The organism is Pseudomonas sp. NCCP-436 (assembly GCF_019656335.1).
Classification (GTDB): domain Bacteria; phylum Pseudomonadota; class Gammaproteobacteria; order Pseudomonadales; family Pseudomonadaceae; genus Aquipseudomonas.
Genome location: NZ_BPLZ01000004.1, coordinates 58,863 through 81,111 on the forward strand (window position 1 = coordinate 58,863; position 22,249 = coordinate 81,111).

20 protein-coding genes and 1 pseudogene are annotated in these 22,249 nt (G+C 62.8%); 16 read left to right on the forward strand and 5 right to left on the reverse strand.

All coding sequences use genetic code 11. From position 1 onward, the window contains the following. Nucleotides 1-110 precede the first annotated feature (110 nt). The 8 genes from NCCP436_RS06110 (at nucleotide 111) to NCCP436_RS06140 (ending at nucleotide 8,199) form a co-directional block, all read left to right on the forward strand. Nucleotides 111-1,013, forward strand: coding sequence for a hydroxymethylglutaryl-CoA lyase (locus NCCP436_RS06110; protein WP_220803022.1), 903 nt, complete (start codon nucleotides 111-113; stop codon nucleotides 1,011-1,013). A gap of 102 nt (nucleotides 1,014-1,115) precedes the next feature. Beyond that, nucleotides 1,116-2,528, forward strand: coding sequence for a sigma-54-dependent Fis family transcriptional regulator (locus NCCP436_RS06115; protein ID WP_220803023.1), 1,413 nt, complete (start codon nucleotides 1,116-1,118; stop codon nucleotides 2,526-2,528). Between the two features lie 240 nt (nucleotides 2,529-2,768). Beyond that, nucleotides 2,769-4,160: a GntP family permease gene (locus tag NCCP436_RS06120; protein ID WP_220803025.1), complete on the forward strand. Its 1,392-nt coding sequence runs from the start codon at nucleotides 2,769-2,771 to the stop codon at nucleotides 4,158-4,160. Nucleotides 4,161-4,185: 25 nt separating this feature from the next. Then, entirely contained in the window at nucleotides 4,186-4,953 is a 768-nt protein-coding gene (locus tag NCCP436_RS06125) for a 3-hydroxybutyrate dehydrogenase (protein WP_220803027.1), read from the forward strand. A 114-nt stretch (nucleotides 4,954-5,067) separates the two neighbouring features. Further along, a complete protein-coding gene (locus tag NCCP436_RS06130) occupies nucleotides 5,068-7,023 on the forward strand; it encodes an acetoacetate--CoA ligase (protein WP_220803029.1) in 1,956 nt (651 codons plus the stop codon). A 58-nt stretch (nucleotides 7,024-7,081) separates the two neighbouring features. Further along, entirely contained in the window at nucleotides 7,082-7,597 is a 516-nt protein-coding gene (locus NCCP436_RS06135) for an ABC transporter substrate-binding protein (protein ID WP_259651452.1), read from the forward strand. Nucleotides 7,598-7,606: 9 nt separating this feature from the next. Continuing rightward, entirely contained in the window at nucleotides 7,607-7,828 is a 222-nt protein-coding gene (locus NCCP436_RS17610; protein ID WP_259651453.1) for a hypothetical protein, read from the forward strand. Between the two features lie 92 nt (nucleotides 7,829-7,920). Then, on the forward strand, nucleotides 7,921-8,199 hold the full coding sequence (locus NCCP436_RS06140) for a peptidylprolyl isomerase (protein ID WP_220803031.1): 279 nt from the start codon (nucleotides 7,921-7,923) through the stop codon (nucleotides 8,197-8,199). Nucleotides 8,200-8,210: 11 nt separating this feature from the next. On the opposite strand, the gene NCCP436_RS06145 is transcribed toward NCCP436_RS06140, so the two are convergent. Together NCCP436_RS06145 and pyrF are read right to left on the reverse strand one after the other, a co-directional pair. Beyond that, a complete protein-coding gene (locus tag NCCP436_RS06145) occupies nucleotides 8,211-9,107 on the reverse strand; it encodes a bile acid:sodium symporter family protein (protein WP_220803033.1) in 897 nt (298 codons plus the stop codon). 181 nt (nucleotides 9,108-9,288) lie between these two features. Next, nucleotides 9,289-9,990 (reverse strand): orotidine-5'-phosphate decarboxylase, encoded by a 702-nt coding sequence (gene pyrF / locus NCCP436_RS06150; RefSeq protein WP_220803035.1) that lies wholly within the window; start codon nucleotides 9,988-9,990, stop codon nucleotides 9,289-9,291. 134 nt (nucleotides 9,991-10,124) lie between these two features. On the opposite strand from pyrF, the gene NCCP436_RS06155 reads away from it, so the two are divergent. Continuing rightward, nucleotides 10,125-10,292 carry a DUF2897 family protein gene (locus NCCP436_RS06155; RefSeq protein ID WP_220803037.1) on the forward strand — a complete coding sequence of 56 codons (168 nt, stop codon included), beginning with the start codon at nucleotides 10,125-10,127 and terminating at the stop codon, nucleotides 10,290-10,292. A gap of 131 nt (nucleotides 10,293-10,423) precedes the next feature. Here NCCP436_RS06155 and NCCP436_RS06160 read toward each other — a convergent pair whose 3' ends face one another. Then, nucleotides 10,424-11,248 carry an amino acid ABC transporter substrate-binding protein gene (locus NCCP436_RS06160; RefSeq protein WP_220803039.1) on the reverse strand — a complete coding sequence of 275 codons (825 nt, stop codon included), beginning with the start codon at nucleotides 11,246-11,248 and terminating at the stop codon, nucleotides 10,424-10,426. A 107-nt stretch (nucleotides 11,249-11,355) separates the two neighbouring features. Continuing rightward, nucleotides 11,356-11,979 carry a TetR/AcrR family transcriptional regulator gene (locus NCCP436_RS06165; protein WP_220803041.1) on the reverse strand — a complete coding sequence of 208 codons (624 nt, stop codon included), beginning with the start codon at nucleotides 11,977-11,979 and terminating at the stop codon, nucleotides 11,356-11,358. 220 nt (nucleotides 11,980-12,199) lie between these two features. Between NCCP436_RS06165 and NCCP436_RS06170 the strand changes: the two genes are divergently transcribed. The 7 genes and pseudogenes from NCCP436_RS06170 (at nucleotide 12,200) to NCCP436_RS06200 (ending at nucleotide 21,710) form a co-directional block, all read left to right on the forward strand. Continuing rightward, nucleotides 12,200-13,987 (forward strand): acyclic terpene utilization AtuA family protein, encoded by a 1,788-nt coding sequence (locus tag NCCP436_RS06170; protein WP_220803043.1) that lies wholly within the window; start codon nucleotides 12,200-12,202, stop codon nucleotides 13,985-13,987. An 84-nt stretch (nucleotides 13,988-14,071) separates the two neighbouring features. Beyond that, entirely contained in the window at nucleotides 14,072-14,941 is an 870-nt protein-coding gene (locus NCCP436_RS06175) for an SDR family oxidoreductase (protein WP_220803045.1), read from the forward strand. Nucleotides 14,942-14,943: 2 nt separating this feature from the next. Beyond that, nucleotides 14,944-16,560: a geranyl-CoA carboxylase subunit beta gene (gene atuC, locus NCCP436_RS06180; protein WP_220803046.1), complete on the forward strand. Its 1,617-nt coding sequence runs from the start codon at nucleotides 14,944-14,946 to the stop codon at nucleotides 16,558-16,560. A gap of 36 nt (nucleotides 16,561-16,596) precedes the next feature. Further along, nucleotides 16,597-17,757, forward strand: coding sequence for a citronellyl-CoA dehydrogenase (gene atuD / locus NCCP436_RS06185; RefSeq protein ID WP_220803047.1), 1,161 nt, complete (start codon nucleotides 16,597-16,599; stop codon nucleotides 17,755-17,757). 120 nt (nucleotides 17,758-17,877) lie between these two features. Next, nucleotides 17,878-18,675 (forward strand): enoyl-CoA hydratase/isomerase family protein, encoded by a 798-nt coding sequence (locus NCCP436_RS06190; RefSeq protein ID WP_220803048.1) that lies wholly within the window; start codon nucleotides 17,878-17,880, stop codon nucleotides 18,673-18,675. 118 nt (nucleotides 18,676-18,793) lie between these two features. Next, nucleotides 18,794-20,782 carry an acetyl/propionyl/methylcrotonyl-CoA carboxylase subunit alpha gene (locus NCCP436_RS06195; RefSeq protein ID WP_220803050.1) on the forward strand — a complete coding sequence of 663 codons (1,989 nt, stop codon included), beginning with the start codon at nucleotides 18,794-18,796 and terminating at the stop codon, nucleotides 20,780-20,782. A gap of 103 nt (nucleotides 20,783-20,885) precedes the next feature. Next, nucleotides 20,886-21,710 (forward strand): annotated as a pseudogene (locus NCCP436_RS06200) (SDR family oxidoreductase). A gap of 119 nt (nucleotides 21,711-21,829) precedes the next feature. On the opposite strand, the gene NCCP436_RS17615 reads toward NCCP436_RS06200, so the two are convergent. Further along, nucleotides 21,830-22,084 carry a hypothetical protein gene (locus NCCP436_RS17615; RefSeq protein ID WP_259651454.1) on the reverse strand — a complete coding sequence of 85 codons (255 nt, stop codon included), beginning with the start codon at nucleotides 22,082-22,084 and terminating at the stop codon, nucleotides 21,830-21,832. Nucleotides 22,085-22,249: the final 165 nt, after the last annotated feature.

Genomic DNA, 22,249 nt, shown 5'->3' on the forward strand with positions numbered 1-22,249 from the left:
CTTCGTATCCACCGCCCCGTGCTTGCTCCCGTCACCCAGCTCGGCGCACCCTATTCAGCAATTGCCTGGTGGATCTGTCCACTGCCCCCGGAAAGCATTGAGGAAATCCGATGAGCCTACCCTCCTCCGTCCGCCTGGTCGAAGTTGGCCCGCGTGACGGTCTGCAGAACGAGAAACAACCCATCAGCGTCTCCGACAAAGTGCGCCTGGTGAATGACTTGTCCGCTGCCGGACTGCGCTATGTCGAAGTGGGCAGCTTCGTCTCGCCCAAATGGGTACCGCAAATGGCCGGCAGCGCCGAGGTGTTTGCCGGCATTCAGCGCAGCCCGGGGGTCACCTACGCAGCGCTGACACCAAACCTCAAGGGTTTCGAAGCCGCGCTGGAAGCCAAGGTAGAGGAAGTGGCAGTGTTCGCCGCAGCCAGCGAGGCCTTCTCGCAGAAGAACATCAACTGCTCCATCGCCGAGAGCCTGCAGCGCTTCATCCCGCTGATGGAGGCCGCCAGGGCGGCGAACGTGCGCGTACGAGGCTATGTTTCCTGCGTGCTGGGTTGCCCGTACGATGGCGAAATCGCCCCGGCCCAGGTCGCAGCCGTGGCCCGCGAGCTGTACGCCATGGGCTGCTACGAGGTATCACTGGGCGACACCATCGGCACCGGCACCGCCGGCAAGACCCGTCAACTGATCGAGACGGTCGCCCGCGAGGTACCGCACCACCTGCTGGCCGGGCACTTCCACGACACCTATGGCCAGGCCTTGGCCAATATCTACGCCAGCCTGCTCGAGGGCATCAGCGTGTTCGACAGCTCGGTCGCAGGTCTGGGCGGCTGTCCCTACGCCAAGGGCGCCACCGGCAACGTCGCCACCGAGGACGTGCTGTACATGCTGCAGGGTCTGGGCATCGACACCGGGATCGACTTGGATCGACTGATCGACGCCGGCGCGCGCATCTGTGAGGTGCTGGGCAAGGCCAACGGCTCGCGCGTGGCGCGCGCTCGGCTGGCGAGTCGCTAGGCTCCCGCGCACCTTCAGGAGCGGATTCATTCGCAAAATTCGCGGCCAACGCCGTTCCCTCAAAGCAGACCTCAACACCTGACCAGGCAGAAGCGAACCTCGATGAAAAATACCGCTACCCTGCGTGACTACCAGCATGTGCGCCTGCTGGCGATTCGTTCGCTGTTCGAGATCGTCGAACAGTCCAGCGAAGGCACGGTAATCGTCGACCGTGACGCACGTATCGTCTGGATGAACGAGCGCTACGCGCGCCGCTATGGCCTGGACGAAGCCAACCAGGCCATCGGCCAGGACGTGGAGAAAGTGATTCCCTCCAGTCTGCTGCGCCAGGTAGTGGAAACCGGCGAGCCGATCCTGCTGGACATGCTCGACACGCCCGGCGGGCCACTGGTGGTGATGCGCCTGCCGGTGCACGACGACGACGGCGAGGTCATCGGCGCCATCGGCTTTGCCCTGTTCGACCAGCTGAAGAACCTTGCGCCGCTGGTAACCCGCTTCATGCAGATCCAGGAGGAGCTGGCCTCGACCCGTTCGCTGCTGCAGGCGCGCCAGGCCAAATACAGCTTCGCCCATTTCATCGGCAACAGCGCCGCCAGCCTGGAAGTAAAGCGCCGTGCCCGGCGCAGCGCAGCTAGCGAATCACCGGTGTTGCTGCTCGGCGAAACCGGAACCGGCAAGGAACTGCTGGCCCACGCCATCCACAGCGCCTCGCCACGGGCCCACCGGCCCTTCGTCAGCGTCAACTGCGCAGCCATTCCGGAGAGCCTGCTGGAAGCCGAATTCTTCGGCACCGCGCCGGGGGCCTTCACCGGTGCCGACCGCAAGGGCCGCCCCGGCAAGCTGCAGATCGCCCAGGGCGGCACGCTGTTTCTCGACGAGATAGGCGACATGCCGCTGGCCCTGCAAAGTAAGCTGCTGCGCGTGCTGCAGGAGAAGGAATTCGAAGCAGTCGGCTCCAACGAAGTGCGGCGCAGCGACATTCGCCTGATCGCCGCTACCTCGCTGGATCTGGAGCAGGCCATCCAGGTCGGGACCTTCCGCGCCGATCTCTATTACCGCCTCAACGTCCTGCCGATCCAGCTGCCGCCGCTGCGCGAGCGCCTCGACGACCTGCCGGCGCTGTGCGAGACCATCCTCGATGAGATCCCCGGTCATCATGAGCTCGACGCCGAGGCCGTGGCATTGCTGGCCAGCCACGCCTGGCCCGGCAACGTGCGCGAGCTGCGCAACGTGCTTGAACGCACAGCGTTGCTCAGCGACGAACCCCGCCTGGGCGCCGCCGCCCTGCGCTCGGCCATCGGCCGCCTGGTGCCGCTGCCGCAGCAGCGCCCGGCGACGTCCACGCCACAGGTTGCAGTCGGCAACTTCCATGCCGCCCGCGAAGCCTTCGAGCGCGAACTGATCCGCCAGGCCCTGGCGGAGCACTCCGGCAACGTGCAACAGGCCGCCGCGCGCCTGGGACTGGGCCGCTCGACCCTGTACAAGAAGATGGTCGCCCTGGGCCTTTCGTCCTGAAATGGAGACTTTCTCATAATAGAGACAGGCGTTGAGAACGGGACTTTGCGGCGATTACCCAGGGAAAATTCTCAAGTCTGAGACAAAAGGCTTTCTAGTTCCTTCGATGGGGCAGAATTAATCCTTTAATTTCAATAACTTAAATAGTTGGCATGGATTTCGCTATCTCCTGCCCGCACCCGCTCCGGGTGCCGACAACAACAATCAGCCGCGCACCACGCGGCGCCAGGAGATAGCTCCATGAGCGTGATCATCGCCCTCGCGGCCCTTGCCCTGCTGATGCTCGCCGCCTACCGCGGCTACAGCGTCATCCTCTTCGCCCCCATCGCCGCCCTTGGCGCCGTCCTGCTGACTGACCCGTCTGCCGTAGCGCCGGTGTTCACCGGCGTGTTCATGGAAAAGATGGTCGGTTTCATCAAACTCTACTTCCCGGTGTTTCTGCTCGGCGCAGTGTTCGGCAAGCTGATCGAGCTATCCGGTTTCTCCCGGGCAATCGTCGCCACCGCCATCCGCATGATCGGCACCGGCCAGGCGATGCTGGTGATTGTGCTGGTCTGCGCGCTGCTCACTTACGGCGGCGTGTCGCTGTTCGTGGTGGTGTTCGCCGTGTACCCGTTCGCCGCCGAGATGTTCCGCCAGAGCAACATCCCCAAGCGCCTGATCCCGGCCACCATCGCCCTCGGCGCGTTCAGCTTCACCATGGATGCCCTGCCCGGCACCCCACAGATCCAGAACATTATCCCCACCACCTTCTTCGGCACCACTTCCTGGGCGGCCCCCTGGCTGGGCGTGATCGGCACTCTGTTCGTCTTCGTCGTCGGCATGTTCTATCTCAACCGCCAGCTGAACAAGGCGCGCCATGCCGGTGAAGGCTACGGCACCGAACTACGCAACGAGCCGGAGACCGCCGAGGACATCGCCCTGCCCAACCCCTGGCTGGCGCTGGCGCCGCTGGTGCTGGTGGGCGTTTCCAACCTGCTGTTCACCCACTGGATTCCGCAGTTCTACGGCCAGACCCACACGGTGCAACTGGCCGGCATGACCACACCACTGAGCAGCGAAGTAACCAAGCTCACCGGCATCTGGGCGGTGCAGGCAGCGCTGCTGGCGGGCATTCTGATGGTGCTGATCTGCGGTTTCGGCGCCATCCGCACGCGACTGGCCGAAGGCACCAGGACCGCCGTCGGCGGCGCCCTGCTGGCCTCGATGAACACTGCGTCGGAGTACGGCTTCGGTGCGGTGATAGCTTCCCTGCCGGGCTTTCTGGTACTGGCCGACGCACTCAAGAACATCCCCAATCCGCTGGTCAACGAGGCTATCACCGTCACCCTGCTGGCCGGCATCACCGGCTCAGCCTCCGGCGGCATGAGCATTGCCCTGGCAGCCATGTCCGACACCTTCATCGCCGCCGCCAACGCCGCCAGCATCCCGCTGGAAGTGCTGCACCGGGTCGCCTCGATGGCCTCCGGCGGCATGGACACCCTGCCGCACAACGGCGCTGTGATCACCCTGCTGGCGGTGACCGGCCTCACCCACCGGGAGGCCTACAAGGACATCTTCGGCATCACTCTGATCAAGACCCTGGCGGTGTTCTTCGTCATCGGCGTGTTCTACGCCACCGGCATCGTCTGAGCGTAAAGTGACAAAGGAGACAAACATGAATCTGCAAGGCAAGACCGCCCTGGTCACAGGCTCCACCAGCGGCATCGGATTAGGGATAGCCCTCAAACTGGCCGAAGCCGGTGCCAACCTGGTACTAAACGGCTTCGGCGACGTGGAGGCGGCCATCGCGACCGTCTCCACTAACGGAGTCCAGGTGCGCCATCATCCAGCCGACATGAGCAAGCCCGAGGAGATCGAGGCGATGATGCAGTTCGCCGAGCAGCAGTTCGGCGCCATCGACATTCTGGTCAACAACGCCGGCATCCAGTACGTGGCGCCGGTAGAGGAACTCCCGGTGGAGCGCTGGGACAGCATCATCGCCATCAACCTCAGCTCAGCCTTTCACACCACGCGCCTGGCACTGCCGGGCATGCGTAAACGCAACTGGGGGCGGATCATCAACATCGCCTCGGCCCACGGACTGGCCGCTTCGGTCGGCAAGAGCGCCTATGTTGCGGCCAAGCACGGCCTGGTCGGCCTGACCAAGAGCGTGGCGCTGGAAACCGCCATCTCCGGTGTCACCTGCAACGCCATTTGCCCGGGTTGGGTACTAACGCCGCTGGTGCAGAAGCAGATCGACAGTCGTGCCGTCGACGGCGATATCGCCCGCTCACGCCACGACCTGCTGGCCGAGAAACAGCCTTCGCTGGACTTCGTCACACCCGAGCAGCTTGGCGAACTGGCACTGTTCCTCTGCAGCGACGCCGCCATTCAGGTGCGCGGTGCTGCCTGGAACATGGACGGCGGCTGGCTCGCCCAATAACCTGTATCGATGCAAACCTGTAGGATGGAAACCGCGAAGCGTTTTCCACTACCCGGCCGGTGGATGTAAAAAACGACATCCACCCTACAACAAGAATCAAATCCGGAATCCGCTATGTCGCAACCGCTTTGGACCCCCTCTGCCGACCGCATCGCCACCACCCGCATGGATGCGTTCCGTCGCTTCATCAATCAACGTCACGGCCTGCAACTGGCCGACTACCCGGCCCTGCACGCCTGGAGCGTGACGCAGCGCGAGGCGTTCTGGCAGGCCATCGTCGATTTCTTCGAAGTACGTTTCGCCAGACAGCCCGAGGCGGTACTGCGCGAAGGAGCGGCCATGCCCAGTGCCCAGTGGTTCCCCGGAGCCACCCTGAACTTCGCCGAGCACCTGCTGCGTCGCCGCGACGAGCATCCGGCGCTGATCGCCATCGGCGAGGACGGCTCCCGCGAGCAGTTGTCCTATGCCGAACTGGCGGCCCATGTCGCCGGTCTGCAGCGCAGCCTGCGCGAGGCTGGCGTCGGGGTTGGCGACCGCGTGGCCGCCTTCATGCCCAACACCTGGCAGACGGTGGTCGGCATGCTCGCCAGCGCCAGCTTGGGCGCCACCTGGTCATCCTGCTCGCCGGATTTCGGTACCCAGGGGGTGATCGACCGCTTCGGTCAGATCGAACCCAAGGTACTGATTGCCGCTGCCGGCTATCGCTACGCCGGCAAGAACCTGAATCTGACCGACAAGCTCAACGAAATCCTCGAACGCCTGCCCTCGCTGCAACAACTGGTGGTGGTGCCCTACTCGCGCCCCGAGGCCAGCGCCCTGGACTACCGCTCGACGGCACGCGTGAGTCTCTGGCATGACTTCTATCAGAACAGCGGTGAACCGCAGTTCACACAGATTCCCTTTGAACATCCGCTGTACATCCTTTACTCCAGCGGCACCACCGGGGTGCCCAAGTGCATCGTCCACGGGGTCGGCGGCACCCTGCTGCAACACGTCAAGGAGCTGGGGCTACACACGGATCTACACACTGACGACACCCTGTTCTACTACACCACCTGCGGCTGGATGATGTGGAACTGGCTGGTCTCAGGCCTGGCCCTGGGCGCCACACTGGTGCTGTTCGACGGCTCGCCGTTCCACCCTTCCGCCGAGCGCCTGATCGACCTGATCGACGCCGAGAACATCAGCATCTTCGGCACCAGTGCCAAGTTCCTCGCCGCCCTGGAAAAGGCCGGCGCCAAACCGCGCGAGACACATAAGCTGGAGCGCCTGAAGGCCATCCTTTCCACCGGCTCGCCGCTGGCCCACGAGAGCTTCGAGTACGTCTATCGCGACGTGAAGGCCGACCTCTGCCTGTCCTCGATCTCCGGCGGCACCGATATCGTTTCCTGCTTCGCCCTCGGCAACCCGACGCTGCCGGTTTGGCGGGGCGAGCTGCAGTGCAAGGGTCTGGGCATGGATGTACAGGTGTGGGACGAGAGTGGCAAACCGATCATTGGTGAGAAAGGCGAGCTGGTCTGTGCCCGGCATTTCACCTCGATGCCGGTGGGCTTCTGGAACGATGCGGATGGCGATAAATTCCGAGCGGCGTACTTCGACACCTTCCCGGGCGTCTGGGCGCATGGCGACTATGCCGAGGAAACAGAGCACGCCGGCCTGGTGATCCACGGTCGCTCCGACGCAGTGCTCAACCCGGGCGGCGTGCGTATCGGCACTGCAGAAATCTACCGACAGGTGGAAAAGATACCGCAAGTGCTAGAGTCGCTGGCCATTGGCCAGGACTGGCAAGGCGATGTGCGAGTAGTGCTGTTCGTTCGTCTGCGTGACGGACTACAGCTTGATGATGCCCTGCGCGAGGAGATCCGCCAAATGATCCGTAGCAACACCACTCCTCGCCACGTGCCGGCGAAGATCATTCAGGTTCGAGACATTCCTCGCACCATCAGTGGCAAGATCGTCGAACTGGCAGTGCGCAATGTTGTTCACGGCCGCCCGGTGAAAAACACCGATGCACTGGCCAACCCCGAGGCGCTGGAGCTGTATCGTGACCTTGCAGAGCTGCAACAATAGGGTCCTGTCGCACGTTAGAAGTGACCAGCAAGGTTTTGTAACCGACATGATGCCCGCCATGCACAAACCCTTCTTTCTGCTGTTCGCCCTGCTCTGCCTTGCTGCGCCTGCTTTGGCCAAGGATCCCGTGCATCTCTATATGCCGGACGCGCCACCGCTGACGCTGCTGAATCAAGGTAGCCATCACGGCCTGACCGGAGACATCGTGCTGGCGGCGCTGGCACGTAGCGGCCGGCTGGTACGGATAGAGGGTGAACCCTGGCCCCGGGCACAAATGCGAGTCGCCAGCGGCCGCAACCTGTTGATCGTTCCACTGTCGCGCACACCGGAACGCGAGGAGCAATACACCTGGATCGCCCCGTTGATGATATTGGAGCGCGCCTTCTTCAGCCTTGACGAGCCTGTCAGCAGCTTTGCCGAAGCCCTTCAGCGCTACCAGCGTATCGGCGTGGGACTGGGTACTCCGCAGGCGGAGATACTCAAGCAACAGGGTTTCAGCGAAAGCCAGATCGTCCAGCTAAAGCTCGGCGAGAACCCGGCATGGATGCTGGAAAAGGGCCGTATCGATGCCTGATTCACCAGCGTGCCGGAAGCGCTGTACATCTGGAAGGACGCGCAGCCTGGCAGCCGGCCTCTGAATGCCAGCCCAATACTGGTTGAGACGGGGCTGTATCTGGCCTGCTCGAAGAACTGCGACGACGAACTGGTCTCGGCTCTGCGCACCGCCATCACAGAAATGGAACGCGAGGGGATCAGTCAGCACCTGCGCAAGGCCTATCCCTACCTTCATACCCTGGCGAAATAACCCCGAAGCCTCTATTCAGGCAACCGCGCACGGCCACAAATCCGGCTGAATGCGGGCACAATAGCCGACCGAAGAAATTGAGGATCTCATCAATGGCAAAAGCTATGGCCCGCCACATACTCGTCAAGACCGAAGCGGAAGCTGCTGCTCTGAAGAAACGCCTTGCAGCCGGCGAAGCCTTTGACGTACTCGCGCGCCGATACTCAACCTGCCCTTCCGGCAAGAAAGGTGGCGACCTGGGGGAAGTACGTCCAGGGCAGATGGTACGAGCAGTGGATCAGGTGATTTTCAAGAAACCACTGCGCGAGGTGCATGGCCCTGTAAAGACCCAGTTCGGCTATCACCTGATCCAAGTCTTCTATCGCGATTGAAGACCGCTCGCTCAGCCCTGCTCGGCTGCTTCCCGCGCCAATACCGCACCGTGCACGCGGTTGACCCACCAGCCGAACAACCCGGCAGTAAAGAACATGATGATGCTGTAGAGCGCCGCAGGAATAGCCATGGTCGGATTGTTCAACAGCATCGGGCTCAGTGCCAGGGCAATGGCCAGTGTGCCGTTGTGAATGCCAATCTCCATGCCAATGGCAACAGCCTGACGCTGCGACAGCTTCAGCAGGCGCGGCACGAAGTACCCCACCGCCAAGCTCAGCAGGTTGAAACTCAGAGCCGCCAGGCCTACCAGCGGCGCGTAATCGACAAAGGTCTGCCAATCCTTGATCACCGCCAGAAGCACGATCAGCGCCAGAAACAGTGCCGACATGATCTTTACCGGCCGCTCCATACGCGCCGCAAAACCGGGAAAACGGCTGCGAACCCACATGCCGATGGCCACCGGCCCCAAAACGATAAGGAACACCTGGATAATCTTGGCAAACTGCAACGGAATGGCCTGATCACCCTCCATGAAATACATCAGCGACAGGTTCACGATCAGCGGCATGGTGAGAATAGCGATTACCGAGTTGACCGCCGTCAGAGTGATGTTTAGTGCCACATCACCATGCGCCAGATGGCTGTAGAGGTTCGCCGTGGTGCCGCCGGGCGAAGCAGCCAGCAACATCATGCCAACTGCCAGCGCAGCCTCCAGTTGCATCCCCTGAACCAGGAGAAAGCAGGCCAGCGGCAGCAGGATTATCTGACAGCCAAGCCCGATCAGCACCGGTCGCGGGTATTTGACCACCCGGGCGAAGTCCGCAAGGGTCAGGGAAAGCCCCAGGCCAAGCATGATGATGCCCAGGGCCAGGGGAAGGAACAGAGTGCTCAGAAGGCTTGCAGTCATCTTGTTATTCTCGTGCCGGAAGGAAACCTGCAGCTGGCGGCAAATGCCAGCCGGCCAGCCCTGCCGTTAGCGAATCTGGCAGGCAGTCTAGACTAGCGGACACCCGACAGCCGGGGCAGCATTATCAGACAGACAAGTGACAAGCCATGCAGGCGACTGATGAGTCAGCTGCCCTGCCTGCTCAACCCCGTAGTTCAGCGACCACAGCCGCCAGCGCATCAGCCGGATCAGCCGCCTGGCTGATCGGCCGGCCAATCACCAGGTAGTCGGAACCAGCTTCCAGAGCCTGGCGGGGAGTGAGAATGCGCTTCTGATCGTCAGCACTGCTGCCGGCTGGACGAATCCCCGGGGTCACCAGTTGCAGATACGGCTGTGCCACCTTAAGCGCCCTGGCCTCCTGTGCCGAGCAGACCAGACCATCCAGACCCGCATCGGCCGCCAGCCCGGCCAGGCGCAGCACCTGCTCCTGCGGCGGCACATCCAGACCGATACCGGCCAGATCCTGCTGCTCCATACTGGTCAGTACCGTCACCCCGATCAGCAAGGGTTTCGAGGTGCAGCCCCGCTCCAGTTCCTCGCGACAGGCAGCCATCATGCGCAGCCCTCCTGAGCAGTGCACATTGACCATCCATACGCCTAGCTCGGCAGCAGCGCGCACTGCCATGGCGGTGGTGTTGGGAATATCGTGGAATTTCAGATCGAGAAAAACCTCGAACCCACGCGCCTGCAGCGCTTCGACCACCTGCGGGCCACTGCGGGTGAACAGTTCCTTGCCTACCTTGACTCGGCACAGTTCCGGATCGAGCCTGTCGGCCAGCTTCAGGGCGGCCTCACGGCCGGGAAAATCGAGGGCAACAATGATCGGAGTCTGGCAGGCTGGCATAGGCAGGTCTCGGCGGAGGTAAAAACGCCGCGCATTGTAGCGCAAAGGTTCCGCGCCTGCGTGCGGCCCACCACGCCCTGACAAGTTGCCGGCAAGCGAGTATGGTGAAATAAGACCACCCGAAGGAGTCAATCATGCCCTGGTACGCCTGGCTTATCCTGATTCTGGCCCTGGGATCCATCCTTGGCAGCCTGCTGTTGCTACGTGACACGGCCAGAAAGCTGCCACTGACCGAGGAACAACTCAAACGCATCCGAGAACGTAATGCCGAACAGGATGCCAAGGATCGGCAGGAGCGCTGAACAACGCGCTGTATTCTCAAGCGCTATCGCTACAGTTTGCCGGCTCTGCCGGGCAAGCTGATGATTTCTCAACCGTTCGCCGGCAGCCCTGCATTATCAAACGATGGCATTTGCCGACAAGGCAGACCACGCTAGCGTCTGGCGGTTGCCGGCGGCCCTGCCGAGCCGTCCACTGCTACGGGCATGACGGCAATCCGGTAAGGCGAAAATATCCGCGTCAGCGCTCCGGAAGCACGAAGTTGCTCAAACAGCACGGTGAGCTGCTCCGGGGAAATCGGAGCGCCGTTGCGCAGCATGGCGTGGTGACGGTATATCTGGTCAACGCGATTGGAGATCAGCAATTGCCGAGCCTTGTCTCGATTGCGTCGGATGAAATCGTACAGATTGGAACGTGTCACTAAAGCAATATCGGCCCGTCCGCGCAGCACCATCAGCAGGTTGCTGTCGTGGGAATGTCCGAGGTTGGCGTTGAAGGTATTGATCAGGTAGTCGGGATCGCTGCGGAAACCGGCGAATCCGTAATGGTAGCCCCGGTACAGAGCCAGGCGCTTCTCCTGCAGTTGCTCGAAATAATCCTGATCACGCCCGCTTATGTCGAGCGCAACGAATAGCTCGGCATCTTCCAGGCCCATATCGACCGCTGAGGCGTCGATTCCCTGCCAGCCCCATGCGGGATTTTCAAAAATGGCCATGTCGATACGCCCGCGCTGTAAATCGCCAAAACGCCGAACAATGGCCGTGGGCAGCAGGGTGAAGTAATAGTCCTGCTGAACATCGTTGAGCGCATCAAGCAACTGCGGCAGCAGCCCGGTGGCCTGGTTGAGGTCGGACTTGATCACATAGGGGGGGAAATGGGCCGCCCCTACCCGAACGGTTTCCGCTGCAGACAGCGAAGCCACAAACAGCAGGCTCATTGCTCCCAGCCAGGCTCGCGTCCAGCACCGCGAATGGCGCATTGAGACTCCTCCGAAGTTTCTGCTGCTCAACAGCTGGCAGCCTACTCCAGTACAGGCCTGACCGACTAGATGGTTTTTTGCTTCCCAGGGCGCATCGATAGAGCCCTTCAGGACTCTTTACAGACCAGCGAAAGAGCTTCTTCGGCCAACTGATCCAGAGTCATCGGGCCATCCGGACGGAACCAGGTGGTAGTCCAGCTCAACGCGCCGGTGAGAAAGCGTCGCTGAATGAATGGATCCCCTTTAAAGAAACCGGCCTCGCGCGCCTCGTTCAGTACTTCAAGCCAGATCTGCTCGTAAGTGTCGCGCAACGCCAGCACCTGGGCCTGACTACGCGCCGAGAGCGAACGCCATTCGTACACCAGTACAGCCATGGCCTCACCAGTACCGCCCATGATCGACTGCAGTTCGCAGCGAATCAGTGCCAGTAGACGCTCGCGGGTTCCCCGGGCCGCCGCCAGATCGGCTCGCATCAAGGCGGTGTTGTAGATGATGGTCTCCTCCATCACTGCGCGCAGGATTTCATCCTTGCTCTTGAAGTGATGAAAGATGCTGCCTGACTGGATACCGATGGCACTGGCCAGGTCACGCACCGTAGTACGTTCGTAGCCCTTGCTGCGAAACAGGTGGGCGGCCTTCTGCAGCAGCTTGCCACGTGCACTCTCCGGATCGGTCAGTTGTCCGCTGTCGACCAGCGTCTGCATCACCGCTCGGGCATTCTGTTCATCCACGCTGGCATCTCCCCGTCTCTGCAAATGGTCGCCGCGTTAATCCTGATTGGAGCAATCGCCGGCAAGTGCTTGTCGTTAGGGTGAAATTTATGCCTGACAGCGATACCAAGCAAGCGCTTGGGCGCACTTTTGGCTGTTATGCCATCCCCACCCACTTTTCAACCAAGCGCTTGCTTGGTAGTGTTGTTCTACCTTTTCATTGTGTGACGGGCCAATTCCAATGACCAAGACCGTGCGCATCGGCTGCGCCTCCGCATTCTGGGGTGATACTTCCACCGCCGCCGCCCAACTGGTTCGGGGTGCCGAACTGGATTATCTGGTGTTTGACTACCTTGCCGAGATCACCATGTCGATCATGGCCGGCGCCCGCATGAAAAAACCCGAAGAAGGATACGCCCGCGACTTCATCGAAGTGCTGGCGCCGCTGCTGGGCGAAATCGCCGAGAAAAAGATCCGCATCATCTCCAACGCCGGTGGCGTAAACCCCGCCTCCTGCGCTGCCGCCATGGCCGCCGCCTGTGAAAAGGCCGGCGTGAACCTCAAGATCGCCGTTCTGCATGGCGACAACCTGCAAACCAAGCTCGGCGAGCTGGCTAAAGCCGGCACCAAGGAAATGTTCACCGGCGCCTCGCTGCCGCCGTTCTGCGTCTCGGTTAACGCCTACCTGGGCGCTCCGGGCATCACCGCCGCGCTGGAGCAAGGCGCTGATATCGTCATCACCGGCCGCGTGGTCGACAGTGCCGTGGTCTCCGGCGCTCTGGTGCACGAGTTCGGCTGGAGCTGGCAGGACTACGACAAGCTCTCGCAAGCTGCGCTCGCCGGCCATCTGGTCGAATGTGGCGCACAAAGCACCGGCGGCAACTTCACCGACTGGCGCGACGTGCCGGACTACGAGCACATCGGCTTCCCCGTGCTGGAAATCGAAGCCGATGGCCAGTTCGTCATCACCAAACCGGCCAACACGGGCGGGCTGGTCACGCCGTTCACCGTCGGCGAGCAGATGCTCTACGAAATCGGCGACCCGCGTGCTTACCTGCTGCCCGACGTGGTGTGTGACTTCACTCAGGTCAAGCTTGAGCAAGTCGGCGAAAACCGCGTACACGTCAGCGGCGCCAAAGGTCTTGCACCTACCGACACGTACAAAGTCAGCGCCACGCACCCGGACGGCTTCCGCTGCACCGCCAGCTGCCTGTTGGCCGGTATCGATGCGCGCGACAAGGCCGAACGCGTCAGTCAGGCCATCATCAACAAAACCAACGAGATGTTTATCGAGCGCGGCTGGGGGCCTTACCGCGAGGTCAATATCGAACTGCTGGGCACCGAAGCCACCTATGGGGCTCGCGGTCAGCGCGGCGACACCCGCGAAGTGGTGCTCAAACTCGCGGTCAGTCATGCCAAAAAAGAAGCGCTGGTGCTGTTCTCCCGCGAGATCGCCCAGGCTTCCACCGGCATGGCACCAGGCCTGACCGGCATTGTCGGTGGTCGCCCTACCGTGTACCCGATCATCCGCCTGTTCAGCTTCCTGGTGGACAAAGCGGCCTGCAATCTGGAAGTGGAAATCGGCGGCGAACGCACACCGGTTGCCCTGCCTGAGGTCGGCCGTTTCGACGCTGCTCAAATCGCCGCCGAAGCCGCTATCCCGACCGCCGAAGGCAGCGCCACGGTCTCGGTGCCGCTGGTCAAACTGGCAGTAGCCCGCTCCGGCGACAAAGGCAATCACAGCAACATCGGCGTGATGGCGCGTAAAGCCGAGTACCTGCCGTGGATCGCCCAGGCCCTGAGCTGCGAGGCAGTCGCCGGCTGGATGGGCCATCTGCTCGACGCCGAAAAGGGCCGCGTCAGCCGCTGGTACCTGCCGGCCACCCACAGCCTGAACTTCCTCCTGGAAAACGCCCTGGGCGGTGGTGGCGTGGCCAGCCTGCGTATCGACCCGCAAGGCAAGGCGTTCGCCCAGCAACTGCTGGAATTCCCCGTGCCGGTGCCGCGTGCATTGGCTGAGACTTTGTAGGGTGGATGACGCTTCACCCATCCACCAGATCCTGGTGGACAACGCTTCGCGGTTGTCCATCCTACGACGAGGACGATAACGACAATGGCATACGACTCCGTATTCAGGGCCGGCCTGTTCGCCGAACAGACCATCCTGGTCACCGGTGGCGGCAGCGGCATCGGTCGCTGCGTCGCTCACGAGCTGGCGCATCTGGGCGCGCATGTGGTGCTGGTTGGCCGCAAGCCGGACAAACTGGAAAAGACCGCGGCTGAAATCACTGAAGACGGCGGCAGCGTCAGTTTTCAGGTTTGTGACATCCGCGACGAAGAGTCGGTCAAGGCCATGGTTAAAGCCGTGATCGCCGAACGCGGACGCATCCATCACCTGGTCAACAACGCCGGCGGCCAGTTCCCGGCGCCGCTGGTAGGAATCAACCAGAAAGGTTTCGAGACCGTGGTACGCACCAATCTGGTCGGCGGTTTTCTGCTGGCCAAGGAAGTGTTCGTACAAAGCATGAGCAAGCATGGCGGCAGCATCGTCAACATGCTCGCCGACATGTGGGGCGGCATGCCCGGCATGGGGCACTCCGGTGCGGCGCGTGCCGGCATGGACAACTTCACCAAAACCGCTGCCTACGAGTGGGGCCATGCGGGCGTACGGGTCAATGCCGTAGCGCCCGGTTGGGTGGCTTCCAGCGGCATGGACACCTACCCCGAAGCGATGAAGAACATGATCCGCAACCTCAAGGATCACGTGCCGTTGCAGCGCATCGCCACCGAGGCGGAAATCGCCTCAGCCATCGTATTTCTGCTCACCCCGGGCGCCAACTTCATCAGTGGCAACACTGTGCGCATCGACGGCGCGGCCAGCCTCGGCACCCGCGCCTGGACCCTGGGCAAAGCCAAGAACAGCGAGTCCTACAACGGATTCCACCGTGCCTACCAACCTGACGTACTGAAGGACGGAGAATAACAATGCCCGTGATCCAGTCAGAGATCGACGTCCACGGCGAAGCCTTTGCCGCCAACCGTGAAGCGATGCTTGCGCATATCCAAAGCTTCCGTGAAGTGGAACAAAAGGTGCTCGACAAGGCTGAAGAAGCCAAACCCAAGTTTGAAAAGCGCGGTCAGTTGCTGCCGCGCGAGCGCATCAACCTGCTGCTCGACCCGGGTGCGCCGTTCCTTGAGCTGTCCTCGCTGGCCGGTTACAAGCTGCACGACGACAAGGACGGCACCCAAGCCGGTGGCGGCATTATTGCCGGCATCGGTTATGTGGCCGGCGTGCGCAGCCTGATTCTGGCCAACAACAGCGCCATCAAGGGCGGCACCATCTCCCCCACCGGCCTGAAAAAGTCCCTGCGCATGCAGCAGATCGCGGTGGAAAACAAACTGCCGATCATCACCCTGGCAGAAAGCGGTGGTGCCAACCTCAACTACGCAGCCGAAATTTTTGTCGAAGGTGCGCGCGGCTTTGCCAACCAGGCGCGCATCTCGGCCATGGGCATTCCCCAGATCACCGTGGTGCACGGCAGCTCCACTGCCGGTGGTGCCTACCAGCCGGGCCTGTCGGACTACGTGGTGGTGGTACGCGGCAAGGCCAAGATGTTCCTGGCCGGCCCGCCCCTGCTGAAAGCCGCTACCGGTGAAATTGCCACCGATGAGCAACTGGGCGGCGCCGAGATGCACGCCCAGGTCGCCGGTACCGCCGAGTATCTGGCCGAGAACGACGCCGACGGCGTGCGCCTGGCCCGCGAGATCATGGCCATGTTGCCGTGGAACCAGCAGTTGCCGGCGCGTCCGGCCAAAACCTGGCGTGAGCCGCTGTATCCGGCCGAGGAACTGCTGGGCATCGTTCCGGCAGACCCGAAAAAGCCCTACGACGTACGCGAAATCATCGCCCGCATCGCCGACGGCTCCGAGTTCCTGGATTTTAAAAACGAGTTCGACAACCAGACCGTTTGCGGTCACCTGCACATCGAAGGTCAGGCCTGCGGCTTTATCGGCAACAACGGCCCGATCACCCCGGCCGGTGCAGCCAAGGCGGCGCAGTTCATTCAGTTGTGCGAGCAAAGCAACACGCCGATTCTGTTCTTCCACAACACCACCGGTTTCATGGTCGGCACCGAGTCCGAGCAGAACGGCGTGATCAAGCACGGCTCGAAGATGATCCAGGCGGTGGCCAACGCCACCGTGCCGAAGCTGACCATCGTCGTCGGCGGTTCCTACGGCGCCGGCAACTACGCCATGTGCGGCCGCGGCCTTGACCCACGCTTCATCTTCGCCTGGCCCAACAGCCGCACCGCGGTGATGGGCGGCGCCCAGGCCGGCAAGGTGCTGCGCATCGTCACCGAGGACAAGCACCGCAAGGAAGGCAAGGAAGCCGATCCGAAGATGCTCGACATGCTGGAAATGGCCACCGCGCAGAAGCTCGACAGCCAGTCCACTGCCTTGTATGGCACCGCCAGCCTGTGGGACGACGGCCTGATCGACCCGCGCGACACACGCAAGATCCTCGGATTTCTGCTGGACATCTGCGTCGAAGCGCAAATCCGCCCGCTCAAGAAGAACACCTTTGGCGTAGCCCGCCTGTAACTTGCTCGACGCACTCTGGAAGAAAGGACAACAACAATGCATTTCACCCAGGAACACGAAGAACTCCGTCGCACGGTCAAGAATTTCGTCGACAAGGAGATCAACCCCTACGTCGACGAGTGGGAGAAGGACGGCCGCTTCCCCATGCGCGAAATCTTCAAGAAGGCCGGCGATCTGGGCCTCTTGGGCATCTCCAAGCCGGAGAAATTCGGCGGCATGGGCCTGGACTACAGCTACTCGATCGTCGCCGCCGAAGAATTCGGCACCGCCCACTGCGGTGGCGTACCACTGGCCATCGGCGTGCAGACCGACATGTGCACCCCGGCCCTGGCCCGCTTCGGTTCCGACGAACTGCGCGAGCAGTTCCTTGCCCCGGCCATCGCCGGCGACATGATCGGCTGTATCGGCGTTTCGGAAACCACCGCCGGCTCCGACGTGGCGGGCCTGAAGACCACTGCGCGCAAGGACGGCGACGACTACGTCATCAACGGTCACAAGATGTGGATTACCAACAGCCCGCAGGCCGACTTTATCTGCCTGCTGGCCAACACCAGCGATGACAAGCCGCACGTCAACAAGTCGATGATCATCGTGCCGATGGACACCCCCGGCATTACCGTCAGTCCGCATATCGAGAAACTCGGCATGCGCAGCTCGGAAACCGCCCAGGTGTTCTTCGACGACGTACGTGTGCCGCAGCGCTACCGCGTCGGCCACGAGGGGGCCGGCTTCATGATGCAGATGCTGCAGTTCCAGGAAGAACGCCTGTTTGGTGCGGCCAACATCATCAAGGGCCTGGAGCTGTGCGTCGACCAGACCATCGAGTACTGCAAGGAGCGCAAGACCTTCGGCAACGCGCTGATCGACAACCAGGTGATCCACTTCCGCCTGGCCGAGCTGCAGACCGAGATCGAAGCCCTGCGCGCCCTCGTCTATCACGCCACCGAGCAGTACATCAAGGGCCGCGACGTCACCAAACTGGCCTCCATGGCCAAGCTCAAGGCCGGTCGCCTGGGCCGCGAAGTGACCGACAGCTGCCTGCAGTACTGGGGCGGCATGGGCTTCACCTGGGACAACCCGGTCTCGCGCGCCTACCGCGACGTGCGCCTGGTCTCCATCGGCGGCGGCGCCGACGAGATCATGCTCGGCATCATCTGCAAGATGATGGGCATCCTGCCGGGCAAGAAGAAGGGCTAAGCGCCGGACGTGGGGTGGATCACGCTCCACCGATCCACCATCGAGTGTCACGGTGGATGGGCAAGCGACATCCACCCTACGCAGATGTCGCGATACGCCGAATGATTGAAGGAGCCTGCAATGGCTGAACTACCGAGTTGTGAAACCCTGCTGCTGAACCTTGAGGGCGGCGTGCTGCACGTCACCCTCAACCGCCCCGACAGCCGCAACGCCATGAGCCTGGCGATGGTTCATGAACTGCGCGCCGTGCTGGCCGCGGCCAGCGCTCAGAGCGATGTCCGCGCACTGGTGCTGCGTGGCGCCGGCGGACATTTCTGCGCCGGTGGAGACATCAAGGACATGGCCAGCGCGCGGGCCCGCGGCGGCGATGCCTACCGTGAACTGAACCGCACCTTCGGCAGCATGTTGGAAGAATTCCAGCGCGCGCCGATGGTGGTAATTGCCGCACTCGAAGGCGCGGTACTGGGTGGCGGCTTTGGCCTGGCCTGCATCAGTGATATTGCCATTGCCGATGCCGGCTGCAAGTTCGGCCTGCCGGAAACCACTCTCGGCATCCTGCCGGCGCAGATCGCCCCGTTCGTGGTCAAGCGCGTAGGCCTGACCCAGGCCCGTCGACTGGCCCTGACCGCTGCCCGCTTCGACGGCGTCGAAGCGCTGCGCCTGGGTCTGGTGCACTACTGCGAAGCCAGTGACAGCGCGCTGGAACAGCGCTTGACCGAAGTGATCGAGCAAGTACGCAAGTGCGCGCCGCAGGCCAACGCCCTGACCAAAGCCCTGGTGCTGACCTCCGAGGACGAAGAGATGGGCAGCCTGCTCGACCGCGCAGCCGAGCAGTTTGCGGCAGCCGTTACCGGTCCCGAAGGCGTGGAAGGCACCATGGCCTTTATGCAGAAACGCGCTCCCAACTGGGCGCAGTGACATCGTAGGGTGGATGTCGCTTTCCACATCCACCAGAACACCGCACGGTGGATCGACGAAACGCGATCCACCCTACGTAAATCCGTAGTGGATTCGACGGCAGGAGTAGAACAACAACATGGCTGCATTCAACAAGATTCTAGTTGCCAACCGTGGCGAGATCGCCTGCCGGGTGATGCGCACCGCCAAGGAACTGGGCTACCGCACCGTGGCGGTGTACTCCGAGGCCGACGCCGACGCGCGCCATGTGCAGGTGGCCGACGAGGCCGTGTGCATCGGCCCGGCCCAGGTCAACCAGTCGTATCTGGTTATCGACAACATCATCAATGCGGCGAAGAAGACCGGCGCCGACGCCATCCACCCGGGCTACGGCTTCCTCTCGGAGAACGCCGACTTCGCCCGCGCCTGTGAGGCCGCAGGCATCGTCTTCATCGGCCCGACCGTGGAAGCCATCCACCTGATGGGCTCCAAGCGCCTGTCGAAGATCGCCATGATCGAGGCCGGTGTGCCCTGCATCCCCGGCTACGAAGGCTCGGCCCAGGACGACGAGACCCTGATCCGCGAGGCCGAGCGCATCGGCTACCCGCTGATGATCAAGGCCAGCGCCGGCGGCGGTGGCCGCGGCATGCGCCTGGTGCAGCAGGCCAGCGAACTGTCCGAGCAGATCCGCACCGCCCGCTCCGAGGCGCAGAACGCCTTCGGCTCCGGCGAGCTGATCCTCGAGCGAGCGGTGATCCGCCCGCGTCACGTGGAGATCCAGGTGTTCGGCGACCAGCACGGCAACATTGTCTACCTGGGCGAGCGCGACTGCTCGGTGCAGCGCCGTCACCAGAAGGTGGTCGAGGAAGCGCCCTGCCCGGTGATGACGCCGGAGCTGCGCAAGGCCATGGGCGAAGCCGCGGTCAAGGCGGCCGCCAGCGTCAACTATGTCGGCGCCGGCACCGTGGAGTTCCTCCTCGATGCCTCCGGCGAGTTCTTCTTCCTGGAAATGAACACCCGTCTGCAGGTGGAACACCCGGTTACCGAACTGATCACAGGGCAGGACCTGGTGGCCTGGCAGATCCGCGCCGCCGAAGGCCAGAAGCTGCCGCTGACCCAGGAGCAGATCCGGCTCGACGGCCACGCCATCGAAGTGCGTCTGTACGCTGAGGATTCGGCCAACAACTTCCTGCCGCAAACCGGTCGTGCCCTGCGCTGGGAGCCGGAGCTGCTGGACGGCGTGCGCATCGACCACGGTCTGGTCGAAGGCCAGGAAGTGACTCCGTTCTACGATCCAATGCTGGCCAAGGTGATCGCCTACGGCGCGACCCGCGAAGACGCCCGGCGCAAGCTGGTCCGCGCGCTGGAGAACTGCGTGCTGCTGGGCGTCAACGGCAACCAGCGCTTCCTCGCCAACCTGCTGAGCAACGCCGAGTTCGCCGCCGGCAACGCCACCACCGCGTTCATCGCCGAGCACTTCGCCAGCGACGAAAGCCTGACCCCGCAGGCACCGGCCGCCAACGAACTGGCCATCGCTGCCGCCCTGCTCTACCAGGCCTCGGCCAACGGCACCGCCCACCAGGGCGGCCTGGCCGGCTGGCGCAGCGCCGGCAGCGCGCCGTGGCGCTTCGTCCTCAAGCAGGGCGAGGCCAAACACACGGTGGAGCTGGACGTGCTGGGCAGCGGTAGCCAGGCTCACCTCAAGGCCCGCGTCGGCGAAACCGAGCTGGAACTGAAACTGCTGGCCAGCGACGGCCGCTGGCTGACCCTGGAAGAGGACGGCGTGCGCAGTCGCCGTGCCTATCACCTGGACGGCGGCAGGGTCTGGCTGTTCGGCCACTTCGGCAACCTCGAACTGCTTGACGTCACCCACGAGCCAGCCGGTGGCCAGAACGCCGCCAGCAGCGGCGCGGTGAAGGCACCGATGGATGGCGCCATCGTCGACGTACTGGTCGAGGAAGGCGCCCGCGTCAGCAAGGGCCAGCTGCTGGTGGTGCTCGAAGCGATGAAGATGGAGCACCCGCTCAAGGCCGGCGTCGACGGCACCGTACGCCGCATCGGCATCAGCAAGGGCGATCAGGTCAAGAGCCGTCAGCTGCTGGTGGAGCTTGAAGCCGACGAAGCCTGATCACTTCCCTTGATGCGTCACCCCGAGCCCCGCTCCAAGGCCTCACCAGAGGTCCTTGGGCGGGGTTTGGTCTTTTCCGTGCAATCGCCTGTGTGGAGGCCTTATGTCGCTCAACGGTAAAACCCTGTTCATCACCGGCGCCAGCCGGGGTATCGGCCGCGAGATCGCCCTCAAGGCTGCCGCCGATGGCGCCAATATCGTCATAGCGGCCAAGAGCGCCGAGCCGCATCCAAAACTGGAGGGCACCATCTTCAGTGTCGCAGCCGAAGTGGAAGCGGCTGGCGGCAAGGCCCTGGCCCTGCAGCTGGACGTGCGTGACGAGCGGGCCGTGGCAGCCGCCATGGCGCAGGCCGCCGAGCATTTTGGCGGTATCGATGCCCTGGTCAACAACGCCGGGGCGATCAAGCTGGTGGGCGTGGAAAAACTCGAACCCAAGCGCTTCGACCTGATGTACCAGATCAATACCCGCGCGGTGATGGTCTGCAGCCAGGCCGCACTGCCCTATCTGAAAAACAGCGCGGGCGGGCATATCCTCAACCTCTCCCCACCACTCAACCTGGACGCCAAGTGGTTCGCCTAGCACGGCCCCTACACCGTCACCAAGTACGGCATGAGCATGCTCACCCTGGGCATGAGCGAAGAGTTCAGGAAGTACGGCATCAGCGTCAATTCCCTATGGCCGAAGACCATGATCGCCACCGCCGCCATCGAGTTCGAACTGGGCAGCCGCGACGCCTTCAAGCGCGCCCGCACACCGGCGATCATGGCTGACGCGGCCCATGTGATCCTCTCCAGTCAGGGCCGCAGCATCACCGGGCGCCTGCTGATCGACGAGGACATTCTGCGCGAACAGGGCGTCAGTGATTTCGAGCAGTACCGCTTCGATCCCGCCGGCGGCAGCCTGGTGCCGGACCTGTTCGTGGATTGAACAGCGCTGGATACAACCGGCCTCTTCTCCACTTTGGAGAGGGAATGCGTTTTCGACTTCGTAGCCCGGATTTCATCCGGGCTACGTACGGAGGACGCGGCAGCGTTACCGCCTCTGAGCTACTGCTTGAACTCGAACTGCAGCTCGGCACCTTCAATGGAGTCCCAATAGTCATCCACGTGCTCGTTGCTGATCAACCGACCGCTGATCTGGAACGGACTTTCGACTTCGGCTTTCTCACCAAACAATGGCGGTAACAGTGGGGCAAGTTCATCGCGGGTCTCGCTTTCCAGCGCCTGCTCGAACAACTCCTGCGGCAGGCTGAGATCCAGCGCCGGTTTGGACTCGGACTCTGCCGGCTTGGGTTGCGGCACCGCGGCGGGTCCGGGCTTGGCGGCGACGGGCTCCCTGGCGGGGGCGGCAGGCTTGCTTTCGACCGTTCTGGCAGGCGATGCCGGCTCGACAGGCTCGGATTTGCCGGCTGGTGCAGACTCGGGTGCGGCAATTGCTGCGGGCTCTGGCTGGGCATGCTGCGCAAC

Excerpts from the sequence above, each read along its gene's own strand:
- NCCP436_RS06110 (WP_220803022.1), top strand. The coding sequence starts at position 111 with ATGAGCCTACCCTCCTCCGTCCGCCTGGTCGAAGTTGGCCCGCGTGAC.
- NCCP436_RS06115 (WP_220803023.1), top strand. The coding sequence starts at position 1,116 with ATGAAAAATACCGCTACCCTGCGTGACTACCAGCATGTGCGCCTGCTG.
- NCCP436_RS06120 (WP_220803025.1), top strand. The coding sequence starts at position 2,769 with ATGAGCGTGATCATCGCCCTCGCGGCCCTTGCCCTGCTGATGCTCGCC.
- NCCP436_RS06125 (WP_220803027.1), top strand. The coding sequence starts at position 4,186 with ATGAATCTGCAAGGCAAGACCGCCCTGGTCACAGGCTCCACCAGCGGC.
- NCCP436_RS06130 (WP_220803029.1), top strand. The coding sequence starts at position 5,068 with ATGTCGCAACCGCTTTGGACCCCCTCTGCCGACCGCATCGCCACCACC.
- NCCP436_RS06135 (WP_259651452.1), top strand. The coding sequence starts at position 7,082 with ATGCACAAACCCTTCTTTCTGCTGTTCGCCCTGCTCTGCCTTGCTGCG.
- NCCP436_RS06140 (WP_220803031.1), top strand. The coding sequence starts at position 7,921 with ATGGCAAAAGCTATGGCCCGCCACATACTCGTCAAGACCGAAGCGGAA.
- NCCP436_RS06145 (WP_220803033.1), bottom strand. The coding sequence starts at position 9,107 with ATGACTGCAAGCCTTCTGAGCACTCTGTTCCTTCCCCTGGCCCTGGGC.
- pyrF (WP_220803035.1), bottom strand. The coding sequence starts at position 9,990 with ATGCCAGCCTGCCAGACTCCGATCATTGTTGCCCTCGATTTTCCCGGC.
- NCCP436_RS06155 (WP_220803037.1), top strand. The coding sequence starts at position 10,125 with ATGCCCTGGTACGCCTGGCTTATCCTGATTCTGGCCCTGGGATCCATC.
- NCCP436_RS06160 (WP_220803039.1), bottom strand. The coding sequence starts at position 11,248 with ATGCGCCATTCGCGGTGCTGGACGCGAGCCTGGCTGGGAGCAATGAGC.
- NCCP436_RS06170 (WP_220803043.1), top strand. The coding sequence starts at position 12,200 with ATGACCAAGACCGTGCGCATCGGCTGCGCCTCCGCATTCTGGGGTGAT.
- NCCP436_RS06175 (WP_220803045.1), top strand. The coding sequence starts at position 14,072 with ATGGCATACGACTCCGTATTCAGGGCCGGCCTGTTCGCCGAACAGACC.
- atuC (WP_220803046.1), top strand. The coding sequence starts at position 14,944 with ATGCCCGTGATCCAGTCAGAGATCGACGTCCACGGCGAAGCCTTTGCC.
- atuD (WP_220803047.1), top strand. The coding sequence starts at position 16,597 with ATGCATTTCACCCAGGAACACGAAGAACTCCGTCGCACGGTCAAGAAT.
- NCCP436_RS06190 (WP_220803048.1), top strand. The coding sequence starts at position 17,878 with ATGGCTGAACTACCGAGTTGTGAAACCCTGCTGCTGAACCTTGAGGGC.
- NCCP436_RS06195 (WP_220803050.1), top strand. The coding sequence starts at position 18,794 with ATGGCTGCATTCAACAAGATTCTAGTTGCCAACCGTGGCGAGATCGCC.